Source organism: Candidatus Polarisedimenticolaceae bacterium (genome assembly GCA_036376135.1).
Taxonomy (GTDB): domain Bacteria; phylum Acidobacteriota; class Polarisedimenticolia; order Polarisedimenticolales; family DASRJG01; genus DASVAW01.
The window spans coordinates 1-24,660 of record DASVAW010000072.1 but is presented as its reverse complement, the minus strand read 5'-3'; the positions used below and the strand labels follow the sequence as shown (position 1 = coordinate 24,660).

Annotated in this window: 23 protein-coding genes; 17 read left to right on the top strand and 6 right to left on the bottom strand. The window is 72.1% G+C overall.

Going from position 1 to position 24,660, the window contains the following annotated elements; translation table 11 throughout:
- Positions 1–227, top strand: a 227-nt coding sequence (locus tag VF139_06645) for a hypothetical protein (protein ID HEX6851069.1), incomplete at its 5' end; no start/stop codon positions are given.
- On the opposite strand, the gene VF139_06640 is transcribed toward VF139_06645, so the two are convergent.
- Together VF139_06640 and VF139_06635 are read right to left on the bottom strand one after the other, a co-directional pair.
- The gene (locus VF139_06640; GenBank protein HEX6851068.1) at positions 182–1,414 is read right to left on the bottom strand and encodes a glycosyltransferase family 4 protein; all 1,233 of its coding nucleotides are present in this window, start codon (positions 1,412–1,414) and stop codon (positions 182–184) included. The two genes, VF139_06645 and VF139_06640, sit on opposite strands and share 46 nt — an antisense overlap.
- Before the next feature lie 9 nt (positions 1,415–1,423).
- Positions 1,424–2,368, bottom strand: coding sequence for a UDP-glucuronic acid decarboxylase family protein (locus tag VF139_06635; GenBank protein HEX6851067.1), 945 nt, complete (start codon positions 2,366–2,368; stop codon positions 1,424–1,426).
- A gap of 62 nt (positions 2,369–2,430) precedes the next feature.
- Between VF139_06635 and asnB the strand changes: the two genes are divergently transcribed.
- Genes asnB through VF139_06610 form a run of 5 tightly spaced genes read left to right on the top strand, consistent with a single transcriptional unit; the run spans position 2,431 to position 9,972 of the window.
- Positions 2,431–4,374 carry an asparagine synthase (glutamine-hydrolyzing) gene (gene asnB / locus VF139_06630; GenBank protein ID HEX6851066.1) on the top strand — a complete coding sequence of 648 codons (1,944 nt, stop codon included), beginning with the start codon at positions 2,431–2,433 and terminating at the stop codon, positions 4,372–4,374.
- Positions 4,375–4,405: 31 nt separating this feature from the next.
- On the top strand, positions 4,406–6,574 hold the full coding sequence (locus VF139_06625; GenBank protein HEX6851065.1) for a bi-domain-containing oxidoreductase: 2,169 nt from the start codon (positions 4,406–4,408) through the stop codon (positions 6,572–6,574).
- Entirely contained in the window at positions 6,571–7,725 is a 1,155-nt protein-coding gene (locus VF139_06620) for a glycosyltransferase family 4 protein (GenBank protein ID HEX6851064.1), read from the top strand. Before VF139_06625 ends, VF139_06620 begins: the two co-directional genes overlap by 4 nt.
- Positions 7,722–8,918 carry a glycosyltransferase family 1 protein gene (locus VF139_06615; protein HEX6851063.1) on the top strand — a complete coding sequence of 399 codons (1,197 nt, stop codon included), beginning with the start codon at positions 7,722–7,724 and terminating at the stop codon, positions 8,916–8,918. The genes VF139_06620 and VF139_06615 overlap by 4 nt, the downstream gene beginning before the upstream one ends.
- 1 nt (position 8,919) lies before the next feature.
- Positions 8,920–9,972, top strand: a complete 1,053-nt coding sequence (locus tag VF139_06610; GenBank protein HEX6851062.1) for a hypothetical protein — start codon at positions 8,920–8,922, stop codon at positions 9,970–9,972.
- A gap of 13 nt (positions 9,973–9,985) precedes the next feature.
- Here VF139_06610 and VF139_06605 read toward each other — a convergent pair whose 3' ends face one another.
- Entirely contained in the window at positions 9,986–11,128 is a 1,143-nt protein-coding gene (locus tag VF139_06605) for a GNAT family N-acetyltransferase (GenBank protein ID HEX6851061.1), read from the bottom strand.
- 185 nt (positions 11,129–11,313) lie between these two features.
- Here VF139_06605 and VF139_06600 point away from each other — a divergent pair, with 185 nt between their 5' ends.
- The 6 genes from VF139_06600 to VF139_06575 are packed head-to-tail and all read left to right on the top strand — an operon-like array spanning position 11,314 to position 16,956.
- Positions 11,314–11,550, top strand: coding sequence for an acyl carrier protein (locus tag VF139_06600; protein ID HEX6851060.1), 237 nt, complete (start codon positions 11,314–11,316; stop codon positions 11,548–11,550).
- Position 11,551: 1 nt separating this feature from the next.
- On the top strand, positions 11,552–12,316 hold the full coding sequence (locus tag VF139_06595; GenBank protein HEX6851059.1) for an SDR family NAD(P)-dependent oxidoreductase: 765 nt from the start codon (positions 11,552–11,554) through the stop codon (positions 12,314–12,316).
- On the top strand, positions 12,313–13,725 hold the full coding sequence (locus tag VF139_06590) for an AMP-binding protein (protein ID HEX6851058.1): 1,413 nt from the start codon (positions 12,313–12,315) through the stop codon (positions 13,723–13,725). Before VF139_06595 ends, VF139_06590 begins: the two co-directional genes overlap by 4 nt.
- Positions 13,722–14,825 (top strand): hypothetical protein, encoded by a 1,104-nt coding sequence (locus VF139_06585; protein ID HEX6851057.1) that lies wholly within the window; start codon positions 13,722–13,724, stop codon positions 14,823–14,825. Before VF139_06590 ends, VF139_06585 begins: the two co-directional genes overlap by 4 nt.
- Complete coding sequence (locus VF139_06580) at positions 14,818–16,041, top strand: acyl-CoA reductase (protein ID HEX6851056.1); 1,224 nt, start codon at positions 14,818–14,820, stop codon at positions 16,039–16,041. The genes VF139_06585 and VF139_06580 overlap by 8 nt, the downstream gene beginning before the upstream one ends.
- 15 nt (positions 16,042–16,056) lie before the next feature.
- Positions 16,057–16,956: an AAC(3) family N-acetyltransferase gene (locus tag VF139_06575; GenBank protein ID HEX6851055.1), complete on the top strand. Its 900-nt coding sequence runs from the start codon at positions 16,057–16,059 to the stop codon at positions 16,954–16,956.
- Here the strand turns inward: VF139_06575 and VF139_06570 are convergent.
- Positions 16,953–18,413, bottom strand: coding sequence for a polysaccharide biosynthesis C-terminal domain-containing protein (locus VF139_06570; GenBank protein HEX6851054.1), 1,461 nt, complete (start codon positions 18,411–18,413; stop codon positions 16,953–16,955). The genes VF139_06575 and VF139_06570 overlap by 4 nt on opposite strands.
- A 125-nt stretch (positions 18,414–18,538) precedes the next feature.
- On the opposite strand from VF139_06570, the gene VF139_06565 reads away from it, so the two are divergent.
- On the top strand, positions 18,539–19,363 hold the full coding sequence (locus tag VF139_06565) for a polysaccharide deacetylase family protein (protein HEX6851053.1): 825 nt from the start codon (positions 18,539–18,541) through the stop codon (positions 19,361–19,363).
- On the opposite strand, the gene VF139_06560 is transcribed toward VF139_06565, so the two are convergent.
- Entirely contained in the window at positions 19,360–20,391 is a 1,032-nt protein-coding gene (locus VF139_06560; GenBank protein HEX6851052.1) for a nucleotidyltransferase family protein, read from the bottom strand. The two genes, VF139_06565 and VF139_06560, sit on opposite strands and share 4 nt — an antisense overlap.
- Positions 20,388–21,377 (bottom strand): glycosyltransferase family 2 protein, encoded by a 990-nt coding sequence (locus VF139_06555; protein HEX6851051.1) that lies wholly within the window; start codon positions 21,375–21,377, stop codon positions 20,388–20,390. The genes VF139_06560 and VF139_06555 overlap by 4 nt, the downstream gene beginning before the upstream one ends.
- Positions 21,378–21,429: 52 nt before the next feature.
- Between VF139_06555 and VF139_06550 the strand changes: the two genes are divergently transcribed.
- The 4 genes from VF139_06550 to gmk form a co-directional block, all read left to right on the top strand.
- On the top strand, positions 21,430–22,125 hold the full coding sequence (locus tag VF139_06550; protein HEX6851050.1) for a lysophospholipid acyltransferase family protein: 696 nt from the start codon (positions 21,430–21,432) through the stop codon (positions 22,123–22,125).
- Complete coding sequence (lpxB, locus tag VF139_06545) at positions 22,122–23,273, top strand: lipid-A-disaccharide synthase (protein HEX6851049.1); 1,152 nt, start codon at positions 22,122–22,124, stop codon at positions 23,271–23,273. The genes VF139_06550 and lpxB overlap by 4 nt, the downstream gene beginning before the upstream one ends.
- Positions 23,274–23,329: 56 nt before the next feature.
- Positions 23,330–24,205 carry a YicC/YloC family endoribonuclease gene (locus VF139_06540; protein ID HEX6851048.1) on the top strand — a complete coding sequence of 292 codons (876 nt, stop codon included), beginning with the start codon at positions 23,330–23,332 and terminating at the stop codon, positions 24,203–24,205.
- 5 nt (positions 24,206–24,210) lie between these two features.
- The coding region (gene gmk, locus VF139_06535; protein HEX6851047.1) for a guanylate kinase at positions 24,211–24,660 on the top strand (450 nt) is incomplete at its 3' end.

The following is a 24,660-nucleotide window of genomic DNA, read 5'->3' as shown; positions in this document are numbered from 1 at the left end:
TCGACAGCGACGGGTCGGAGATCTTCGACGACGCCGGCCGCGTCGTGATCGTCGGGGTCCCCGGCATCGTCGTGGCGCGTTCCGGCAACGACGTGTTGGTCGTCGCGCGGAACCGGTCGGAGGGGGTGCGGGAGGCCGTGGCGACGATCCGCGGGCAGGGAAAGGCCGCCGGGCGGGCGTCTCAGCCGCGAAGGTCCCGCAGCAGCTCGAGCAACTCCCGCTCGTAACGCTCCGCCATCGCCTCGTGCGAGTACTCTCGCGCGACGAACGCTCGGCCGCGTTCGGCCATGCGCCGCGCGCCGACAGGGTCGGCGGCCAGGCGGCGCAGGGCCGCGACGAGGGCGTCCGCGTCCCCGGGCGGGATGGCGATGCCGCCTCCGCTCGTTTCGAGCACCTCGCACGCCTCGCCGCGCACGCCGAGGACGATCGGGCACCCCGCGGCCATGGCCTCGAACATCTTCGAGGGGAGCACGGTCTCGAACAGCGGCGTCGGGCGCAGCAGGACGAGGGAGGCGTCGGCGGCGGCCAGCACGCCGGGAATGGCGGATCGATCGACCTGCCCCTCGAATCGGACGTTCGTCAGTCCGCGGCGTGCGGCCTCCGCCTCGAGCTCCGACCGCCTCGCCCCCTCGCCGACGAGCCAGAAGAGGAATCGCGGGTCGTCACGCAGGCGCTCCGCCGCATCGATCACGGTCTCGAGGCCGTGGGCCATCCCGAGGGTGCCCGCGAACACGGCGACGAACCGGTCTCCGAGCCCGTACCGCTCCCGCAGGGCGTCGCGCGAGGCGTCGACGCGGAACTGTTCCGGATCGGCGCCGTTCGGGATCACCGCGACGCGGCGCGCGCCGTTCGAGCGCAGATGGGGCACGAAGCTCCGCGTGACCGAAACGACGAGGTCCGCCTGGCCGTAGACGAAGCGCTCGAGTCGGCGCAGCGCGCGGATCGCGGGCGAATGCGGCGGCAAGGCGCCCACGGCCACGATCGAATCGGGCCAGAGGTCGCGGACCTCCAGGACGAAGGGGACTCCCTTGAGGCGGGAGAGGGCCCAGCCGGACAGTGCGACCAGGAACTGCGGCGAGGTCGCGAGAACGAGGTCGGGGCGTCCGGCCGGTCCGTGACCGAGCGCGATCGCGGAGGCGGCCCACGAGGCGTAGGCGATCCCGCGCTTCAGGACGCCCTTGTTCGCGGCGGCCCAGACGAACGTCCGCACCACCCTCGCGCCGTGCCACGTCTCGAGCCGGCGAATCTCGCCCCGGTACTCCGGGGGGATCACGCCGGTCGGGTGGTTGGGAAACGCGGTCAACACGGTGACGTCGTGACCGCGCGCGGCCCAGCGACGCGCCAGCGCGGAGACGCGTGCGGCGGGCGCGCCCATCTCGGGCGGGAAATACTGGCTCGCGTAGAGGATTCTCACGCGGTCCGGTCAGCCGACGTGCACACGCCGCCGGAAATCGTCGACGGTGGCCCGGATGCCCTCGTCGATCGCCACCCTCGGCGCCCAGCCGAGGCGCTCGTGCGCGAGCGCGACGTCGGGCTGGCGCACCTTCGGGTCGTCGATCGGCAGCGTCTCGTGCACGATCGGCACGTCGACTCCGGCGAGACGGCGAACCGTCTCCGCCATGCGCATCACCGTCCACTCCTCGGGGTTGCCGAGATTCACGGGCTCGTGCAGGCCGGACAGGAGCAGGCGGTGGATGCCCTCGACCAGATCGGACACGAAGCAGAACGAACGGGTCTGCGAGCCGTCGCCGTACACGGTGATCGGCCGTCCCTCGAGCGCCTGCAGAATGAAGTTCGGGATCGCCCGGCCGTCGTTGAGTCGCATGCGCGGCCCGAAGGTGTTGAAGATCCGGACGATCTTCGTATCGATGCCGTGGAAGCGGTGGTAGGCCATCGTGATCGCCTCGGCGAAGCGTTTGGCTTCGTCGTAGACGCCTCGAGGGCCGATCGGGTTGACGTTCCCCCAGTAGCTCTCCTTCTGCGGGTGGACGAGGGGGTCGCCGTAGACCTCGGACGTCGAGGCCAGGAGGAAGCGCGCCCCCTTGGCCTTCGCGAGGCCGAGCGCCTTGTGGGTGCCGAGGGAGCCGACCTTCAGGGTCTGGATCGGCAGCTCCGCGTAGTCCCGGGGGGAGGCCGGACTGGCGAAGTGGACGACCGCCCAGAGCGGGCCGTCGAGGAAGATGTACTCGGTGACGTCGTGGTGGATGAACTGGAAGCGACGGTTCCCGGCGAGGTGGCTGATGTTGTCGACGCTGCCCGTCGAGAGGTTGTCCATGGCCACGACGTCGAACCCTTCGGCGAGGAAGCGATCGCAAAGGTGGGAACCGAGGAATCCCGCCCCGCCGGTCACGAGTATGCGTTGGTCCACGAAACCCTCCGAGGGCACGAGCGCTGGATTCTAGACCACGACCGGCGTACGTTGTCGGCCGCATGTGCGGCATCGCGGGATTCTCCGGGCGCTTCGAACCCGCGCTTCTGGGCCGGATGAGCGCGCGGATCGCCCACCGGGGGCCCGACGACGACGGGACCTGGCACGACGCGCCCCGGGGCGTCGGTCTCGCGCACCGGCGCCTCGCCATCATCGACCTCTCCCCTCTCGGCCACCAGCCGATGTGGGACGCGACCCGTTCGGCGGCGATCGTGTTCAACGGGGAGATCTACAACTACCGGGAGCTGCGGGCGGGCCTCGAGCGCGACGGTTTCCGATTCGTGGGGCACAGCGACACCGAAGTCCTCCTGAACCTCTACCTGCGCGACGGGCGTCGGATGCTGGAGAGCCTCAACGGGATCTTCGCGTTCGCGCTCTGGGACGAGCGGCAGGGCGAGCTGCTGCTCGCCCGCGACGGCGCGGGCGTCAAGCCCTTGTACTGGTCGCAGGTCGGGGAAGGTCTGCTCTTCGCGAGCGAGCTCAAGGCGCTTCTCGACTGTCCGCAGCTTCCGCGCGATCTCGACCCGATCGCGGTGCAGCACCATCTGGCGTTCGGATGGTGCCCCGCGCCGCGCACGATGCTCTCCGCGGTGCGCAAGCTCGAGGCGGGTCGGGCCCTGCGCGTGCGCGCCGGACGCGTCGTCGAGGCGTTCACCTTCTGGACGCCTCCCGTGAACGTGCCCGTCACCACGCTGTCGGAGGACGCACTCGCCGCGGAGGTCCGTTCGGTGCTCGACGAGGCCGTCCGGCGGCAGATGGTCGCCGACGTGCCCGTGGGGGCGTTCCTGTCGGGCGGCCTCGATTCGAGTGCCGTCGTGGAGTCCGCTCGGAAACACGCGCGCGGGAGGATGGACTGCTTCACGATCGGCTTCCGGGACGATGCGTTCCGCCGAGACGGCTTCGCGGACGACCTCGTCTACGCGCGTCGCGTGGCCAAAGAGCTCGACGTCGCGCTCCACGAGGTGATCGTGGGCCCGGAGATCGTCGACGATCTGTCGCTCATGATCTGGCACCTCGACGAGCCCACGGCGGATCCCGCGCCGCTGCACGTCCTGTCCATCTGCCGACTCGCCCGCGAGCGGGGGATCAAGGTGCTCCTCTCGGGGACCGGCGGCGACGACATCTTCTCCGGATACCGGCGGCACCTGGCCCTCGCGCGCGAGCGCCTGTGGTCGTGGGCGCCGCGGGCGGTGCGCCGGCGAATCGCGGCGAGCGCGGCCTCGACAAGGACCTCCGGCCCGTTCGGACGCCGCCTGCGCAAGGCGCTCCGATACGCCGACCTCGAGGGGGACGAGCGCATCGCGAGTTATTTCCTCGGCACGGAGCCGGACGTCCTCGCGTCGCTCTACGGCGAGCGGCTCCGGGCCGACCTGTCCGGGCGAGGCGTGCTGGAGCCGCTCCTGGCCACGTTGGCGGAGCTGCCCCCGAGCACGCCGCCGCTCCAGCGCATGCTGCACCTCGAAGGGCGGCATTTTCTGGGGGATCACAATCTCGTCTATGCGGACAAGCTGAGCATGGCGGTCGGCGTCGAGGTCCGGGTTCCGTTGCTCGATCCCGACCTCATGCACCTCGCCGCGTCCGTGCCTCCGGCGCTCAAGCAGCGCGGCACCGAGGGCAAGTGGATCTTCAAGAAGGCGATGGAGCCCCGCCTCCCCGCGGACGTGGTCTACCGGCCGAAGACCGGCTTCGGTGCCCCCGTCCGGGCCTGGGTGAAGTCGGAGCTCCGGCCGCTCGTGGAGGACCTGCTCTCGCCCCGCTCGATCCGCGACCGCGGGTTGTTCGACGCCTCGGCGGTGGCGGAGCTCGTCGCCGCCGATCGGCGCGGCGCGATCGACGGCGCGTACACCGTCTTCACGCTGATGTGCGTCGAGCTGTGGTGCCGGTCCTTCGTCGACGCCGCGCAGGACGCCCGAGCCGCCGACCCCGTCCGGGTCGTTCCGTCGTGACGTTTCCGGCCTGCGCTAGGATTGGCGTCGCATGAAACAAGTCGTCCAGGATCCCAAGAGCGGGCGGATCGAAACGGCCGAGCTCGCCTCGCCGGCGCTGCGTGGCGGGTGCTTGCTCGTGCGGAACCACTTCTCCGTGGTCTCCCCGGGCACCGAACGCGACCTCGTCTCGGCCGTTCGCGACTCCTATCTCACGACCGCGCGGGCGCGGCCCGATCTCGTGCGGCGCGTCATGGAGAGCGTGCGGCGCGACGGGGTGGTGGCCGCCTACCGCAAGGTGCAGTCCAAGCTCTCGGAGCCGCGCGCGCTCGGATACGCGAGCGCGGGCGTCGTGCTCGCGGTGGGGGAGGGCGCGGGCGACTACTTCCGGGTCGGCGATCGCGTCGCCTGCGCGGGGTTCGGCCACGCGAGCCACGCCGAGGTGGTCTGCGTTCCGGTCCATCTCGCCGCGCGGATCCCGGACGCCGTCGCCACGGAACACGCGGCGTTCGCCACGCTGGGCGCGATCGCGCTCCAGGGCATCCGGCAGGCGCAGCCGACGCTGGGCGAGCAGTTCGCGGTCGTCGGACTGGGGATCCTCGGCCAGCTCACGACGCAGATGCTGTGCGCGAACGGCGTGAGGGTGTGCGCGTTCGATCTCGCGGCCGATCTCGTCGAACGCGCGAAGGCCTCCGGCGCCGAGACGGGCGTCGACGGCGACACGGAGGCGCAGGTCGCGACGGCGCTGGCCTGGACGGAGGGGATCGGCGTCGACGCGGTGCTCGTGACCGCCGCCAGCAAGGAGGACGGGCCCATGGTCGCCGCGGCCGGGATGTCGCGGGACCGCGGACGCGTCGTCGCCGTGGGGTTCGTCCCGTTCGCGCTGCCCCGCGAGATCGCCTTCGCGAAGGAGCTCGACCTGCGCATCTCCCGCTCTTACGGACCGGGTCGCTACGACCTGCGTTTCGAGGAGAAGGGAGTGGATTATCCGATCGGCTACGTGCGCTGGACGGAGACCCGCAATCTCGAGGCGTTCCTGCGCCTCGTCGCCGACCGCAAGGTGGACGTGGCGTCCCTGATCACGGATCGGGCTCCTGTCGACGAGGCGGCGCGCCTGTACGATCGCCTGCTCTCCGGCGGCGCCTCCGGTCGCCCTCTGGGCGTGGTCATCGAGTATCCGACTCCGGCGTCGCCCGCCGGGTCGCCGGGCCGCGCGAAGCGCGTTTCCGCGACGACCCGGGTCCCCGGGCAAGTCGGCGTCGCGTTCATCGGGGCCGGCGCCTTCGCACGCGGAACGCTGCTGCCGAAGTTCCGCGGCGCCGCGCACGTCCGCATGAGCCGGGTCGTGACGGCACACGGACTCACCGCCGAGGATGCCCGGGCCCGTTTCGGATTCGAGGCGGCGGGAACGGAGCCCCGCGAGATCTTCGACGATCCCTCGACCGACCTCGTGTGCATCGCCACGCGGCACGACCGTCACGCGGAGCTCGCGGCGGGGGCATTGCGCGCGGGGAAACACGTCTTCGTCGAGAAGCCCCTCGCCCTCAACGACGCCGAGCTCGCCGACGTGGAATCCGCGGCGGACGGGGCGGCGGGGATGTTGATGATCGGCTTCAACCGGCGCTTCTCCCCGATGGCGGTCGCCCTTCGGGACGCGATGGCGACCCGAGGGCCGCTGCTGATGACCTACCGGATCAATGCGGGCTCGATCCCTCCGAATCACTGGGTCCACGATCCGGACCTGGGCGGCGGTCGCGTGATCGGGGAGGTCTGCCACTTCGTCGACCTGCTGAGCTTCCTGGCGGGAGACGTCCCGATCCGATCGCTCCAAGCCGACTCCGCGGGCCGTTCCCGAGGCCTCGCGGAGGACGTGGCGGTGCAGATCGGCTTCGCGGACGGGAGCGTCGGCCAGATCCTGTACACCTCGGGAGGGAATCCGCGGTTGCCCAAGGAGCGACTCGAGATGCACGCCGGCGGGGCCTCCGCGGTGCTCGACGATTTCCGCGAGTGCAAACTGTACGTCGGCGGGAAGTCGCGCAGCCTGGGTTCGGCGGGGAAGGGGCACGGCGAGGAAATCGACGCGCTCCTCGCGGCCGTGAGGTCGGGCGGGGCGCCGCCCGTGCCTGCCGAGGTGTACTTCCGTGTGACGCGCGCGACCTTCGACATCCACCGCGCGTTGGCCGCGGGGAGCGCCGCCGCGACGGCCACCGCCGCGCGATGAACGCGTCCGCCGGCCGGGATCGCCTGCGGGTGGTCCTCGTCCACAACATCATCCCGCCGTATCGCGTGCCGCTGTTCAACGCGCTGGCGAAGTGCCCGGGCGTCGATTTCCGGGTGTTGTTCATGGCGCGGACGGAGGCCAATCGGTCCTGGCGGATCCCGGACGGGCTCGCCTTCGAGCACGAATTCATGAAGGGACTGCACATTCCGCTCAAGCGCGGCGCGTGGACGGTCCACCTCAATCCGGGGGTCGTCGGGCGGATCCGCGCCCACGATCCCGACACGGTGATCCTCCCCGGTTACGACTCGCTCACGCTGTATCTGGCGGCGTTGGGCGTGCACGTCGGCCGCCGCCGCCGCGTCGTGAGCTGGGCGGAGTCGAACGCGGTGGGGAAACCCGCGGACGAAGGGCTGCGCGCCGCGCCGAAGCGCTGGATGATGCGCCACGCCGACCACGTGCTCGTGCCGGGGCGGCTGGCCGAGGAGTACCTCCGGCGCTTCACCCGGCCGGGCGTCCCCTTCAGCGTGTTCCCGAACGTCGTCGACGAGACGCGTTTCCGCCTCGCCGCCCCGGCGCGGGCGGAGTTGCGCGCGGCCACGCGTGCGCGGCTGGGTCTCGAAGGAACCGTCGTCCTGTTCTCGGGGCAGATGATCGAGCGCAAGGGATTCCACGACCTCCTCCCCGCGTTCGCCGCCGCGGAGGTCGAGGGGCCGACCACGCTGCTTGCGGTCGGATCCGGGGCGCTCGAGCCCGAGCTCCACGCCCTCGCCGCGAGGGTCCCGGCGCCGAAGCGCGTCGTCCCTCTGCCGTTCCAGCAGCTCGAGGCCCTTCCCGGACTCTACGCCGCGGCGGATGTGCTGGTGCTCCCGTCCCGCGAGGATCCGTGGCCGCTCGTCGTCGTGGAGGCGATGCACTCGGGCATCCCCGTGGTCGCCTCCGACGCGGTCGGCAACACGCCGGACCTGATCCGCGAGGGGGAGACGGGCTGGTCGTTTCCGGCGGGAGACGTGGCGGCGCTCCGGAGGCGCATCGAATCGCTCGCCGGGGTCGACCTGGAGGCCGCGGGTCGTCGCGCGCAGGCCTGGGTGGGCGCGTACTGCTCGCTCGATCGCTGCGTCGCGTCGTTCGCGCTGGCGGTCGGTGCGGCGTGACCGGCGAGCCTCCGGCGCTCCGGATCGCCGTCAACACGCTCTGTTCGACCGTGGGCGGCGGCAGGACCCACCTGCTCAAGGTGCTGCCGCGGATCTTCGAGATGGGGCGTCGGCACGCCTTCACCGTGTTCGTCGCGCGTGAGGATCTCGCCGACTTCCGGACCCTCGGCGCGCCGAACGTGACGTGGGAGGTGGTGGGGTTCCGCGGAGTCGATGCGGCGCGCCGCCTGATCTGGGAAAACGTCGTGCTCCCGTTCCGGCTCCTGGCATCCCGTCAGGACGTGGTGTTCGCCCCGGCGAACCTCACCCATTTCGCCGGGGGCGTGCCGCGCGTGATCGTGGTGCACAACGTGCTCCCGTTCTACCCCGAGCTCTGGTCGGTCGAGTCCTTCCGGTCGCGGATGAGGCTCCGCCTGCTGGCCCGGGCGACGCGGTACTTCATCGGCCGCGCGCAGGCGACCGTGTTCCTGAGCCGGACGGGTCGCGCCGACGCCCTCCGCGGCACGCACGTGGTCCCCCGCGAGGAGGCCGTCGTCTACCACGGCGTGGACCCCGGATTCGGGGGAGGCGACCGCGAGGCGGCGCGGCGCGCCGTGCGGGAGCGCTGGGGCGTCCGCGGGCCGTACGCCCTGTACGCCTCGCACCTCTACCGGTACAAGAAGGTCGAATCGCCGATCCGCGCGCTCGCGCGGATGACTTCCGGGCCGGCGGGGTCGCTCGAGCTCGTGGTGGCCGGGACCCCGTTCGACGCGGACTACGCCCGCTCGCTGCGGGACGAGGCCGAGCGGCTGGGCGTGGCCGGCCGCGTCCATTTCCTCGGCTCGGTGGAACACGACGCGCTCTCGCTCCTCCACGCGGGCGCTGCGGTCGTGGTCTTCCTCTCGGCGTGCGAGAACTGTCCGAACCTGGTGCTCGAGGCGATGGCCTCCGGAAGGCCGTTGATCGTCTCGGATCGCTCGGTGATGCCGGAGCTGGTCGGGGACGCCGCATTGCTGGTGGATCCCGATCGCGTCGACGACGTGGCGGCCGCCGTCGAGCGGGCCCTGACGGACGAGCGGCTGGCCGAGCAACTCGGAGCCCGGGGGCGAGCGCGAGCCGGGGAGTTCACGTGGCAGCGCAGCGCCGAAGGGATCCTCCGACTTCTCGAGCACGTCGGGCACGGCACGAAGCGATCGCCGTCGCGGAGCGCATGAGATGGGCGTCCCGGGAAACTCGCAGGATTTCGTCGATCTGGGTCGGGCCCGGGGGCGCGCCCTCTGGGTGAGCGAGGGCGGGACGCTCCACGTGGCGCGACGCCATACGGTACTCCGTTCGGAGGACCTCGGAAAGCGCTGGGTCGTCGACTGCGTCGTTCCCGCCGCGGCCTGGCGACGTGCCGCGTGTGCGCCGCGGCTGCTGGCCAGGCTTTTCCGGCACGACGTGCAGGCGTTCGTCGTCCGTCGCGACGGAAGCCGCCTCGCGGTCGCGCGGGACGGCGTCTATCTCGCGCGGCACGGCGAGACGGCGATGCAGCGGGTGTTCGCGTTCCAGCGCGGGTCGCGCCCCATCAACCTGAGCGTGCATCCGTCGGGCCGCGTGTTGTTCGGAGAATACGGCGACAACGCGGAGCGTCGCGAGGTTCACGTCTACGCGTCGGACGACGGACGGCATTTCGAGGTCGCCTACACGTTCCCGGCCGGCGAGATCCGGCACGTGCACAATCTGATCTGGGATCCCCATCTCGGCTCGTACTGGGTCCTCGTCGGGGACTACCGGCACGAGCCCGGCGTCGGCCTGTTCGACGCGGACCTCTCGCGGGTCACCTGGGTCCTGCGCGGGACGCAACACGCGAGAGCGGTCGGCGCCATCGTCGAGCCCGACGCCCTGATCTTCGGCACCGACTCGGAGACGGAGCCCAACGCCATCATCCGACTCGAGAAGGCGACCGGGAGGACGACGACGCTCGCGGCGATCCCCGGCTCCTCGTTGTACGCCGCCCGATTCGGCGACCTGCGGGTGGTCTCGACGTGCGTCGAGCCGAGTCGCGTCAATCCCGATCGCTCGGCGTGCGTGTTCGTCAGCCGCGACGGCGCCGACTGGAGGCCGGCGGCGCGTTACCGCAAGGACCCCTGGTCGCTGCGGTACTTCCAGTTCGGAACCGTCGTCCTGCCCCAGGCCGAGGGTCGAGCGCCCGTCGCCATGTTCAGCGGCCAGGCCGTCGCCGGCTTCGACGATCGCGTGCGCATCGTCGCGCTTCACGCTCCGTGAGCTGCGCGACCGCTCACTCCAGGAACAACAGCGCGGCGTCTCCGTCGTAGGGGGTGGCGTACCACGCGGGGGCGGTACCCAGCTCCTTCGCGACCTCGGCGCTCCGAACCGACCACTGGAACGGACAGTCGCCGAGCACGCGCGAGCCGGGTCGGCTCTCGGCGAACACCGCGCGGATCTCCTCCGGGTATCCGATCACCTCGAGCACGTGCGCGCCTTCCTCGCGCGCCGCGTGGAACGCCGCCGCGAGCAGCGCCGCGACGGCGGCGCGATCGCCGTGTTCGACCAGGAGGTCGACCAGGCGCCACCGACGCAGTTGCACGCCCGCGGCGTCCACGCGCATGGAGACCGCGTATCCGGCAAGAGCGCCTCCGCGCCGGCACGTCAGGATCCGGACGGCGCCCTCGAGCGTCGGTCCGCCGAAATGCCAACGCAGCGACTCGGCGGAACGGCACGCGAGAAGCCCCCTCGCCGTCTGCGTGACGCGCCGCCACAGGTCGTCGTACTCCGGGCCGAACCCGGGCTCCCGGTCGACCGCCACGTCGAAGCCGTCGGGCACCGACGGCCGCCGTCGGCCCAGGATCACGTCCCACGCGCGGAGCGCGGCCCCCGCCGGCCACGCGGCGGCCCCGGCGAGCGGGGACGCGAGACCCGCCTTGCGCAGGAGCGCCGCCGCCACGCCGCGAGGCTCGACGATCCAGTGGAGCGCCCGCGCGTAGTCGGGCTGGGGGAGATCGAGCGCGCCGGCGGCCAGCATCATCGTGCGGACCTGCGGGCTCGTCGTCGTGGAGATGGCGAGGTCGACCCGGTCCTGATGGCACCACGCCTTCACCAGCTCCATGCCGTACCCCGCGCCACGGCACGCGGGATCCACGCACAGTCCGATCGCGGCGCCGGCCAGGATGCGGCGGCCGCGGTAGTGATAGACCTGCGGGACGTTTCCGAAATAGCCGACGACCCGGTGGTCGCGCTCGACCACCCAGCCGATGGGCGGCCGTCGCGTGTCCGTCGCGAGGGCCGGGTTTCGTTCCCACAACCAGGACCAAGTCGCGGCGGAATCGCGCCCCCAGCCGATCCGGGACTTCAGCGCGGCCACCGCCTCGAAGTCCCCGAGCGTCGCGTCGCGCAGTCGCGCACCGCGCAAACGTTCCTCCATCGGGCCCCTCCCGTCGCGATCGCCGCGCTCGCGAGCGGCGCCATCCTGCCACAGCCGCGCCGCTCCCCGACGGTCCCCCGGGGCCCTTGCGCGGGGGTGGCCCTGACGGTATGTTCCTGCGGCCGTGTCGCTCGCCGCGTCGGGTCGTGTACGAGGGCCGCGGCGTTCGGCGAGTGGGCGGTGTGATGAATGACGAGCGTCTCGCTTCGGTGTTCTGCCGCGTTCTGGGGATCGGACGGGACGCGGTGACGGACGAGCTTTCCTACCGGAGCATCCTCCAATGGGATTCGGTGTCTCACATGGCGCTCGTGGCGGCGCTGGAGGACGAGTTCGACCTCATGCTCGACACCGAGGAGGTGATCGAGTTGAGCAGTGTCGCCAAGGCGCGAGACATCCTTGGGAGGCACGGCGTCGGGTTCTGAGATGACCGAAACGCCCGCTCCGAACGAAGTGGACCGACCGGTTGCGTTCGTGACCGGGGCCTCGCGGGGGATCGGTCGCGCCGTCGCCCTGGCGCTCGCGGCCCGTTCGTACCAGCTCGTCTTGAGCGCCCGTTCCGAGGAGGGGCTGCTCGACACCTCGGCCGCCGTCCGTGAACACGGCGCGCCGGAGCCTTCCCGGATCGTCTACGACGTGGAGGACGCCGCCGCGATCGGCCGGGCCTTCGGCGAGATCCACCGGCTCTGGCGCAGGCTGGACGTGCTGGTGAACAACGCGGGGGTGCTCGAAGCGGCGCCGCTGGGAATGATCACCCCGGCGCACGTGGAGCGGATGGTGCGGGTCAACCTGACCGCCACGCTCCTCCACATGAACCACGCGTCGCGGCTGATGGCCAGGCGCAAACACGGCGCGATCGTCAATCTGGCGTCGATCCTGGGGACACGCGGCGGCGCGGGTTACTGCGCGTACGCGGCGAGCAAGGCGGGAGTGATCGGCGCGACGCTCGCCGCGTCCAAGGAGCTCGCTCCGCTGGGGATCCGCGTCAATGCGGTCGCGCCCGGATTCGTGGACACCGAGATGACGCGGAATCTCAGGCCCGAGGAGCGCGAGCGCTCGATCGCCGCGATTCCGTTCGGACGGCCCGCAAGCGCCGAGGACGTCGCGGCGACGGTGGCCTTCCTCGTGGGGCCGGAATCCGCGTACGTCACCGGTCAGGTCGTCGGCGTCGACGGCGGGTTCCGGGTATGAACGGATTCTGGGAGCTCCGGGTCGAAGCGGCCCGACCGGCGCTCGTCGACGGCGCGTCCGGCGCCAGCGTCACGTACGGCGAGCTGCTCCGTTCCGCGGACGACCTCGCGGCGGCATTCCCCGGCGGCGGGCGCAAGTCGCTGGGGTTCGTCCTGGGACGCAACCGGCCCGCGACGGTCGCGGCGTACCTCGCCGCGCTCCGCGGAGGCGCCGCGGCGTACCTGGCGAACGCCTCGCTTGCCGAGCCGCTCCAGCACCAGCTGATCGAGACCTACAGGCCGGACTGGATCGCCGCGACCGTCCCGTTCGCGGCGCCTCCGGGGTACCGCCTCGCGCCGTCGTGGCTCGATTCCCGCGAGGGCGCGTTGTGGGTACGCACGGCGCCTTCGGACGACGCGCCTCCCCACGACGCGCTCGCGATCATGTTGTCGACTTCGGGGACCACGGGGAGCCCCAAGCTCGTGCGACTGTCGGCGGCGAACCTCCAGGCGAACGCCGCGTCCATCGCGAGCTACCTCGAGATCGGGGCGGACGAGCGCCCGCTCGCGTCGCTCGCCCTGCATTACTCGTACGGCCTCTCGGTCCTCAACAGTCATCTTCTCGCGGGCGCCACCGTGGTCCTGACCGATGCGAGCGTGGTGGATCGCGCGTTCTGGACGCTCCTGGCGGAGCAGCGCGCCACGTCGATCGCGGGCGTGCCCTTTACCTACGCGACGCTGCACCGGCTGCGGTTCGACCCGGGAACCCACCGATCGCTCCGGACGATGACGCAGGCCGGGGGCCGGCTCGAACCCGCGCTCCAGGATCACTTCGCACGCGCCGCGACGCGCGGCGGCGCGCGGTTCTTCGTGATGTACGGCCAGACGGAGGCGACCGCGCGCATCAGCTTCGTGCCCCCCGACGCCCTCCCGCGCAAACTCGGCTCGATCGGCCGGGCGATCCCCGGGGGCGCGTTGTCGATCGACGGCGACGACGGCGAGATCGTGTACCGCGGCCCGAACGTCATGCTCGGCTACGCCACCGCGCGGGCGGATCTCTCCCGCGGCGACGAGCTCGGCGGGACGCTGCGCACGGGGGATCTCGGGCGGCGCGACGACGAGGGCTACTACTTCATCACCGGCCGACTGCGTCGCTTCGTGAAGCTGTTCGGCCACCGGGTCAACCTCGACGAACTGGAGGTCGCCATGGCGGCGGCCATGGGAGAGGCCGTCGCCTGCCACGGCGTCGACGACCGGATCGTGGTTCTGCTCGAGAGTCCCGAGCGGCGGCCGGAGGCCGAGCGCCTTCTCACGAGCCGGTTCGCGCTCAACCCGACCGCGGTCCGCGTGGTCGACGGACGGCGCATCCCGCGAACGCCGACCGGAAAGGTCGATTACCCGGCGATCCTCGCGGAGCACCTGCCCGCATGACGGACCTCGCGCTGCCCCGTCTCCCCGAGCCGTACGCGCTCGGGAAGGCCGAGAAGGCCGCCTACCTCGGGGCGGAGCTCGCCGCGTTGCACGCATTTCATCGCGAGCGGTGCCCGGCCTACGACCGCATCGTGAGCGGCGTGCGGCTCGAGCTCCCCGCGACGGGTGGTGGGGCTCTCGAGGACCTCCCGTTCCTGCCGGTCTCGTTGTTCAAGGCCGAGCACCTCGCGAGCGTGCCCGCGTCGGCCGTGGTGAAGGTGCTCACCTCGAGCGGAACGACGGGGCAGCGCCCGTCGCGCGTCCCGCTGGATCGGGACACCGCGTCGCTCCAATCCCGGGCGCTCACCTCGATCCTCCGCGCGGAGCTCGGCGCGGCACGATTGCCGATGGCCTTCGTGGACCATCCGGGCGTCGTCAAGGACCGCGCGGAGTTCTCGGCGCGGGGGGCGGGCCTGCTCGGCTTCGCCACGTTCGGGCGCGATCACGTCTACCTCCTCGGGGAGGACATGCGTCCCGACTGGGGCGCGCTCGAGTCCTTCCAGTCGCGATTCGGATCGGGACCCGTCTTCTTCTTCGGCTTCACGTTCATGGTGTGGCGGCACCTGGTGGAGGCGGCGCGGCGGGAGGATCGCCGATTCGACTTTCCGGGGGGGATCCTCCTTCACGGCGGCGGATGGAAGAAGCTCGCGGAAGAGCAGGTCGGCGCAGGGGAGTTCCGCGACGCGCTGCGTGAGCGGTTCGGCATCGGCCGCGTGGTGAACTACTACGGGATGGTGGAGCAGGCCGGGTCGGTCTTCGTCGAATGCGCGGAGGGCCACCTGCACGCACCGGCGTTCGCGGAGGTCATCGTGCGCGATCCACGCACGCTCCGGCCGCTTTCGTTCGGCGCGTCGGGATTGCTCCAGGTCCTCAGCGTCGTGCCGCGGAGTTATCCCGGTCACAGCCTGCTGACGGAGGATCTCGGGGTGATCGAGGGGGAGGACGACTGTCCGACCGGGAGGCTGGGCCGGTATTTCCGCGTCTCCGGCCGGGCGCCGCAGGCGGAGCTTCGGGGGTGCAGCGACACGCACGCCGCATCCGTCGAGGGTGCCCGTGGCTGAGGTCCTGCTCGCTCCGGCGGGCGCCTCGACGCTCGAGGACGCCTGCGCGCGTGCGGCGGAGCGCGCCCGGGCGCGCCCGTTCGACGGCATCGCCGTGGACTTCGTCGCGACCTTGTCCTCGCGCCTGCTCGCCGACCCGGAACTTCGGGCGCTTCCCGACCTCGTGGCGTTCGCCTACTGGATGCGCCGGTCGCGCCTCGAGGAGCTCCGGCGCCGATTCGAGAGCACGATGGGGGGCGACGTGGCGGCGGCCCGGGGGCTGGTGCTGCACTACGCGCCGTCGAACGTGGACACGATCTTCGCCTATTCGTGGCTGCTTTCGGTGCTCGCCGGCAACGCCAACGTCGTCCGGTTGTCGCAACGCCGCGATCGGACGGCGGAGGTGCTCCTGGGCGCGCTGCGCGAGGTGCTCGCCTCCCCGACGTTCGAGGCGGTTCGCGAGCGGACCGTGTTCGTGTCGTTCGAGCACGACCGCGCCACGAACGCGCGGCTGGGGGCCGCGTGTGACCTGCGGGTGATCTGGGGGGGCGACGGGGCCATCCGCGCGATCCGCGAGGCGCCGCTGCGCCCATGGGCGACGGACGTCGTGTTCCCCGACCGGTTCTCGATGGCGGTATTCGACGCCGCGACGATCGTTGCCATGGACGCCGCGTCCTGGGACACCTTCCTGAGGGACTTCGCGAACGACGTGTTCGTGTACGGCCAGATGGCCTGCTCGTCCCCCCGGCACATCGCCTGGGTGGGGCCTGCGGAGATCTGCGAGAAGGCGCGGCTGGCGTTCTGGGAGCGTTTCAGGGCGGTTGCCGACGCCCGTCCCGCCGACGAGTGGGCGCAGCCCGTCTCGGGCCGCCTCACCGCGGCCTGCCGGGCCGCGATGCGCGGCGCGCGCGCGGATCTGGGCCTGGCGACGCCGCTGACCGTCGCGCGCGTGGAACGGCTCACGGAGGAGCTCCGAGAGATGCACCCCGGTGGCGGGTTCTTCTTCGAGGCGGACTACGCCACGCTGGACGACCTCCGCCCGGACGTCGTCTCCAAGGACCAGACGCTGGTCGCTCTCGGGTTCTCGCGCGACGCGCTGGCGGCGTTCGCCGCCGCCCTCCCCCGCGGCGGCGCGGATCGCATCGTCCCCGTCGGCCGCGCGCTGGAGTTCTCCCACGTCTGGGACGGCCAGGACCTCCTCCAGACCTTCACGCGCCGGGTCGTCGTGACCGTCTGAGGGCGGAAGGGCGAGATGGCGATCCGCGACGTCGTGCGTGCGCTGGCCCTGCACTACCTGCCCTCCACCTGGGCGCGTCGCCTGAAGGCGATGCAGATGCGGCGCCGGCGGGCCGCGGTCGAGGCGCACCCGCCGCTGTCGGAAGAGGAGTTCCGTCGTTTCGCCCGGGAGCGGCTGGGGTTCGAACCGGGAGCGGCGGTGTTCGTCCACTCCTCGGAGGACCTGCTCCATCTCGCGTTTTCGCCCCTGCGGCTGCTGGAGATTCTCCTCGAGCTCGTCGGCGACGAGGGGACGCTGCTCTTTCCGACGTTCCCGTCCGAGGGAACGTACGAGGTGCTTCGATCCGGGCGGGTGTTCGACGTGCGGCGGACGCCGGGAGGTACCGGGCTTCTGGGAGAGCTCGCCCGCCGCCTGCCGGGGGCGCGGCGCAGCGTGCACCCGACGCGTTCGGTGGTCGCGCTCGGCCGCCACGCCGAAGCGCTCGTCGCGCGACACCACGAGGACCCGTACCCGTTCTCGGCCTCGAGTCCGTTCGCGCTCCACGCCGCGCTCGGGGGGCGGGTCGTGGGCCTCGGCGTGTCCACGAAGAACCTGACTCTCGTGCACGTTCTCGACGACCTCCGGCCGGAGCGTCTCCCGTGCTCCCCTTACGTGGCCGAGCGATTCGACGCGCGGTGCCGACGGGCCGACGGGGTCGAGGTCGTCGTGGCCGCATACGCCCACGACCAGCGCCGGATGACCTTCGACGTCCCGCGTTTCGTCCGGGATCACGTCGTGGGTGAAGTCGCCCGGGACTTCCGCTGGCGGGGCATGGACTTCTTCCGGGTCGAGGCCGGGCCCTTCCTCGCACGTCTGGACGGGTTGTCCGCGACGGGGATCACGATCTACGGGGACGGGCCGGGGCGCGAGTCCTAGCCGCGGCCCAGCAACCGGCGCGCGAGATCGCGGACTTCGCTCGGCCGCACGCGGCCCAGAACGGCGAACGCGATCGTGGCCAGGACGAACGCTCCCGCCGCCGCGAGCCGGCCGGGATCGACGGTGCTCGCGAGCGCGAACGCCCCCGCGCAGCATACCCAGGCCGCCGTGGCGCGCGACGGCGCCGCGTAGCCCAGGCGGCGCCGGAGGGTCACGGTGACCACCGTCTGCTGGAGCGCGGCGCCGATCGTCGCCGCCCAGGCCGCGCCGGGAAGGCCGAAACCGCGAACCAGCACGACGACCAGGACGAGCGCGGTCGCGACGTACAACGCCGAGGCGAGCAGGTACGCGCGGAACGCGCCGAACGCGGCGAGCATCCCCGAGCCGACGTAGACCACGGGGGCGGACAGCGCCGACAGCGCGAGGATGCGCAGCAGTTCCCGGTGCTCGACGAACGGCGGCCCGAAGAGGGCCATCGCGTCCCGCGCGAAGAAGACGAAGCCGAGGACGAGCGGCACCGTGACCACGAGCGCCGCCTCGACGGCGGCGGTGGCGTGTCGGAGCGCGCGGTCGCGCATGCCCGACGCGTCGAGACTCGCGAGTCCGGGCGCGACGACGTCGGCGATCATCGCGGGAAGGCTGACGACGAGCAGCGGGAAGCGCCCGGCGGCGTGGAGGAACGCGAGCGCGCCGACGTCGAGGGTCAGGAGCACCGCGGCCGGGGAGAGGCTCGAATACACGAACGCGACGAGCGTACCGAGATGCACGTAGCCCACGACCGGCCAGAACCCTTCGGGCAGCCCCCGGAGATCGACGCCCGTGCCTCGCGGCACCGTGCGCCACACGTGGAAGGCGCCGAGGAACGCCCCCAAGACGTGAACCACGACGGTCGCCCCCCAGATCGCACGCCGGGGGTCGTGCGCCAGCGCCTCGCGAAGGGGACCGAGGAAGGCCAGCGCGAGCACGGCGTAACCCAGGGTCACGGACTTCAGCGTCCAGGCCGCCCGCGGGGCCTCCAGCGAGCCGTACAGGAAGTGGGAGGTGAAGGCCCAGACCAGCACGGCGACGCACAACACCGCGGCCCACGCGAGCGGAGGCTCCCCGAAGCGGGCGATCAGCCCCGACACCGCGGAGGGCGCCGCCGCCAGGAGCGCCGCCGTCGCCGCGAACAGCGCGAGGCACGCGCCGGTGTAGGCGAGCAGGAAGCTCAGCCGACGGGAAGGCGGGATCCTCGGGACGAACCTCGCGAACACCGGCGGCCCGCCGAGGACGAAGAACGTGATGAAGGTCCCGACGAACAGCTGGCTCGCCCCGTAGTACCCGAGCGCCAGGGGGGACGACCGGCTCAGGACGAGGTTGATCAGGAACGAAAGCGGAAGGGTCGCGACGTTCAGCAGCGCGACGGCGCGGATGCCGGAGAGGGTGCGGCGGCGCACATCGTCGGCTGGCCTCTCCATGGCGTCCTCGGCATCGCGGTCGCCGCTCGCCGGCGCGTCGCCGCGGGAGCGTAGCACGCTCCCGAGCCCGCCCGTTCGCGTGAGAGTATGTTCCCGTCGCGGCGGACCGTCGCGGGGGGCTCGGCATGGAAGGACCGGCGGGTTGGGACGAGCGGCGGGGGCCGTGGGGAGCCCCCCGCCGGCGCAGGGGACGCGAGGCCGTCAAGCGCCTCGTCGGCCGGGCGCTCGCGGCGAGGCGACGCCCCAACGATCCCGGGCGGGGCGTCGGCGTGCTCGCCTATCACGCGACCGAGTCCGACCGGAGCGATCCCTGGTGGGTGGACTTCGAAGGACAGATGACGCTGCTCGAGGATCTCGGGTACGTGGTCGTCCCGCTGCTGGAGGCGGTCCGGCGCGTTCGCGAGGGGTCTCCGGTCCAGGCGCCCACACTCGCGATCACATTCGACGACGGCTGGTCGAACAACCTCCGTGTCGCCTACCCCGCGCTGGCGCGGCGCGGCTGGAGCTCCACGGTGTTCGTGACGTCGTCGTTCCTCGGACGGGCGCCGTTCTTCCGGCCCGAGGAGCTGCGATCGCTCGCGGATCTCGGCGTCGAGGTCGGAAACCACACACACGCCCACCCGGACCTGACGCGGCTTTCCCCGCAGGCGATCGCCGCCGAGCTCGCGGAATGCGACCGGATCCTCTCCGATCTCGCGGGGCGGCGCCCACGGACGTTCTGTTATCCGTTCGGGCTCTACTCTCCGGCGGTCCGGCGGGCGGTCGAGGCGTACGGGTTCGACGCGGCCTGCACCGGCCGGGTCGGATTCAACACGCCGGGGAGCGACGTGTTCCTGCTCCGGCGCGTGACGATCGAGCCCGGGGAGGGGCCGACCGAGCTGCGCTGGCGTCTCGCCGGTGGCTACGACTTCCTCGATCGCAAACAGGCGTGGATGGACGCGGAGCGTTAATCCCGATCGCGACGCGCCCGGTGACGCAGGTATCCCGGGAGGTCCGCGGGGCTCTCGAGGGCCGCGGCCGCCAGGAGCAGCTGCACGATCCGCCATCGCGTGCCGCGGAAGAAGTCGACGGGATCGGGGGAGCGGAAGGGAAGCAGGATCGCCCGCCGCCACGCGGCGACGGGCAGGACGCGCCGGGCCTCGTCGGGGGAGGCCGGGGGATGCACTTTCCGGAGGTGGCGGAGAGCCAGGCTCGCCGCCCCGCTTCCCTTCCACGAGCGCAGGCGTCGAGCGACCTCGCTCCAGTCGAACCCCGGGTCCGCCACGATCGACGCGAGGTCCACCGCCCACTTCAGGCGCCGGTCGAAGTAGTGCTGCACGTGGTGGAGCAGCAGGTGCGCCGCGGCGTCGTGGTCGTCGAGGCGTCGGGCGGGTCGTCCCGCGATCTCCTGCGGCACGGTGCGCGCCAGGATCTCCCCGACGGGGATGTCGTAACGCTGCTCCTGCCCGAGGCTCCAATGGATCTCGAGGAGCACGGTCACCGGCCCGGGCGAGGTCAGCGGCATCTCGAAGCTCGAGCGGAGCCAGTGGGTGCGCTCCGCGCCTCGCGGCCCCGTCCACCCCGCGCGTTCGAGCGCCTCGATCGCGCGCGCGGCCTCGGCCGGGGCGACGAGCAGGTCGGCGTCGTCGAGGGTGCGCGCGTCGAACGAGGGGTAGAACCGCCCCAGGAACGAGATCCCCTTCAGCGCGATCGGGACGATGCCTTCCGCGCCCAGGATGTCGAGCGCCTGCTCGAGCCGGGCGAGCAGCAGCAGGTTGTCGTTCCGGCACTTGTGCCGGGCCCTCGCGAGCTCGCGTTCGGCATCCGCGCCGACGAGGTCGAACCGGCCCGCGCGCTCGAGAATCGCGTGCACCGTCGGGGCGACGTCGCACGCCCGGCAGAGGTCGCCGAATCGCGCGCCCGCGGGCGGCGTTCCGGGAGCCGCGAGGTCGCCGCGGAGGATCGAGAGGAGCAGGCGCGCGTCCGAGCGCTCGCTCACGGTGCTCCCGGGGGCTTCGCGGGGCGTCCGGCGAGGGGCTCGAGCGCGCCGACGAGGAACCCGAGCCCGTACCCCACGTGCAGCGTCGGGAGGATCGCGAGCAGCCGCACGGCACCCGCCCCGAGCCGCGGGACGCGAGACGCGGCGAAACCGACGACCGCGGCGGCGTAGGCGGCGGGACAGGCGAGCGTCCAAGGCCGGAAGGGTGCGAGCGCGAGCGACGCGCCGAGGGCGACCACGAACACGGTCGGCAACACGTACTTGAGCTTGAAGATGTCGGGGTGCTTGCGGAGGATCCGCGCCTTGACGAGACCCACCGTCCAGATCTGACGCCACAACGCCCGGACGTCCGGACGCGGCACGTACCAGAACCGGATCGACGGGTCGAGCAGCAGGCGGTGTCCCGCCTTGCGGATCCGCGTGTTCATGTCGAGGTCCTCGACCACCGCGAGCGACTCGTCGAACGGGCCGACCTGATCGAGAACCTCGCGCCGGAACGAACCGGTCTGCAGCGACTCGACGTACGCGCGCTCGCGCAGCGTACGGTACGGAACCGAGCCGACCCCGACCTTGGCGTACAACGCCTCGACGAGCGCGCGGCGAAACGGGGTGTCGGGCTCCATCCGCACCGGACCGCCGACGACCTTCTCGCCGGTCTCCTCCATGACGCGCACCACGCGGGAGAGGTAGTCGGGGGCGATCCACGAGTGCGCGTCGACGCGGGTGACGATCTCGCCGGTGGTGGCCGCGATCGCGACGTTGAGGGCGGCGGGCGCCGTCCGTCCGGGGTTGGGGAGGACGCGGATCCGTCCCTCGGGATCCAGGCGGCGGAGGATCTCGAGCGTGCCGTCGGCCGAGCCGCCGTCGGCCATCACGATCTCGTACCGGTCCTTCGGGTAGTCCTGCTCGAGCAGCGAGCGCGCGAGGCGCTCGATGGTCCGCTCCTCGTTGAGGACGGGGACGACGATCGAGACGTACGGCTTCAAGCGCTCCACCCCTCCGGACCGGCGGGCGGAAGATATACACTTCGCCCCCGCCATGCACCCGCTCACCGAGAGAATCCTGCTCGCTCTGGTGCCGAGGATCGGCTACGCGTACCTGCGTTTCTGCAAGGCGACGATGCGCCTCGAGTACCGGGGGCGGGAGGTGCTCGACGGGCTGCGGCGCGAGCGGGGGAACTACATCCTCGCCTTCTGGCACTCGCGCTTCGCGATGATGCCGTACGTCTACCCCGGCGGGAAGATCACGGTCCTTTCGAGCCTGCACCGCGACTCCGAGTACCTCGCTCGCATCCTCGTTCGTTTCGGGCTCGACCTCTCGAAGGGCTCCTCGACGCGCGGCGGCACGCAGGGGATGCGCGACATCCTCCGCAAGGTGCGCGCGGGGTTCGACGTGGGGTTCACCCCGGACGGGCCGAAGGGGCCGCGCCGCCGCGTGAAGATGGGGGTCGTCACGACGGCGCGGCTCACCGGGCTTCCCGTGGTCCCGGTGGCGTTCTCCGCCTTCCCGGCGAAGCGGCTGCGCTCGTGGGACGGCACGCTGCTCCCGCGCCCGTTCACGCGCGGCCTGTTCCTCTACGGGGAGCCGATCTTCGTGCCGCGCGAGGCGACGGCCGACGCGGAGGAGCGTTATCGGCTCGCCCTCGAGGACGCGCTCGACCGCATCACCGACGACGCCGACCGCGCGACCGGGCTTCCCCTCGAGCCGGCGCGACCGCCTGTCGAGACGACGTGAGCCGCCCGCCGCGCATCGTGATCTCGGCGGGCGAGGCCTCCGGCGACCGGCTGGGCGCCGGCCTCGCCCGCGCCCTGCGCGAGCGGCGCCCCGATGTCGAGCTCGTCGGGATGGGCGGCGACGAGATGGCGGCTTCCGGCGTGCGGCTCGTCCAGCACGCCTCTGAAGTCGCCGTCGTCGGCTTCGTGGAGGTGATCCGGCACCTGCCCGCGATCCGGCGCGCGATGGCGAGCCTCGAAACGCTGCTCGACGACGAGCGCCCCGAGCTCGTGGTCCCCGTGGACTTTCCGGACTTCAACCTGAGGCTCGCCGCACGGGCCCACGCGCGCGGGATCCCCGTCGTCTACTACGTGAGCCCGCAGGTCTGGGCCTGGCGGCGCGGCCGCGTGCGCACGATCCGTTCGATCGTCCGCCGGATGCTCGTCCTCTTCCCGTTCGAGAGCGCGTTCTACGCGTCGGAAGGGGTGCCGGTGACCTTCGTCGGGCACCCGGCCGCGGCGGGAGGGATCCCGCGCGACACGGCTTCCCTCCGCCGCGGGATCGGGCTCCCCGACCAGGGGCCCGTGGTCGCGTTGCTCCCGGGGAGCCGGCGCGGGGAGGTGACCCGACACCTGCCGATCCTCCTGGAGGCCGCCCGGCTGCTGCGGAGGCGGATCCCCTCCGCGAGCTTCGTCGTCCCGCAGGCGCGAACGCTGCCCGCGGGACTGCTCGAGGAGATCGTCGCCGCGTCGCGCCTGCCGGGCGTGCTCGTGCACGCCGGGGACTACCCGGGGGTCCTGCACCTGTGCGCCGCCGGGGCGGTCGCCTCCGGGACCGCCACCCTGGACGCGGCCCTCGCGGGCCTCCCCACGGTCGTCGTGTATCGGATGCAGGCGCTTTCGTACCTGCTGGCGCGGCGGCTGGTGCAGGTTCCGCACATTGCCCTTCCGAATCTCGTCGCCGGCCGGAGGATCTTCCCGGAGCTCGTCCAGGAGGCGTTCACCCCCGAAGCCGTCGCCGGGACGATCGCTTCGTGGATCGAAGACGACGAGGCGGCCCGCCGCGTCCGGGACGCCCTCGGCGAGTTGCGCGCGCAGTTGTGCGGCGAAGGGGCGTTCGATCGGGCCGCGCAGGCGGTCCTGGATGAGCTAAGTCGCGGAGGAAATTGACTTTCCGCCGTCCTTGTGCTCCCATTCCGGCTTTGCGCAACCCCATGATCCGATCCATGACCGGCTACGGCCAGGCAACGGCCGACCTCCCCGGGGCCCGGGTGACGGTCGAGGTGCGAAGCGTCAACAACCGCTTCGCCGACCTGCGCCTGCGCCTGCCGGAGGCGCTGTCCGGGTGGGAACCCGAGGTGCGGCGCCGCGTCCTCGCCCGAGTCAAGCGGGGTCGCGTCGAGGTTGCGCTGCGGGTGGAGCGCGCGCCGGGGGCCTCCGCTCCGGTCGCCCTCGACCGCGAGGTTCTCGCGGGCGTGGTCGCGGTGGCGACGGCGATGCACGAGGAGTTCGGCGTCGCGGGGACGCTCGACCTCGCGTCGGCCCTTCGCGTCCCCGGCGTCCTGCGCGTCGTGTCCGACCGGGACGTGCTCGACGCCGCGTCCGCGCCCGAGCTCGACGACGTGCTCGAGCGGGCCCTCGAAGCCCACGACGCCGACCGTCGGCGCGAAGGCGAGTCGCTTCGCGTCGATCTCGTCGCCCGCGCGGAGCGGATGCTCGCGCTCACCGGCACCGTGCTCGAGCGCGCCGGGGAGGTGCCGCTTCTCGCGCGACGCAAGCTCGAGGAACGCCTCGCGTCCCTGGCGTCGGGCCTGTCGCTCGACCCGGGGCGGCTCGCCCAGGAGGCGGCGTTCCTCGCCGACCGGGCCGACGTCACCGAGGAGACGGTGCGCCTGCGCGGCCACCTCGAGCAGCTGCGCGCCCTGCTCGGCGAGGGCGTCGACGAGCCGGTCGGCAAGCGCCTGGACTTCCTCCTGCAGGAGATCCACCGGGAAACGAACACGATCTGCAGCAAGTCTTCCGACCTCGAGCTGTCGCGTCGCGCGCTCGATCTGAAGGCCGAGAGCGAGAAGGTCCGCGAACAGATCCAGAACCTGGAGTGACGGCGATGGCGGCTGCTCCCGGAATCCTCTTCGTCGTCTCCGCCCCCTCCGGGACGGGAAAGTCGAGCCTCGCCCGGCGGCTGCTCGAGGAGGTGCCGGGGATCGCGTTCTCCGTCTCCTACACCACGCGGCCCCGCCGCGAGGGCGAGGAGGACGGGCGCGAGTACCACTTCGTCGACGACGCCGCGTTCGACCGCAGGATCGCCGCCGGCGACTTCCTCGAATGGGCGCGCGTGTTCTCGCACCGCTACGGGACCGGCCGGGAGGCGACCCGACGCGAGCTCGAGTCGGGGCGGGACCTGCTCCTCGACATCGACGTCCAGGGAGCGCGCCAGGTCCGCGAGAGCGGCATCCCGTGCGTGTGCGTGTTCATCCTCCCGCCCGATTACGCCACCCTCGAGTCGCGCCTGCGCCTGCGGGGGAGCGAGGCGGAGGGGCAGATCGCCGAGCGCCTC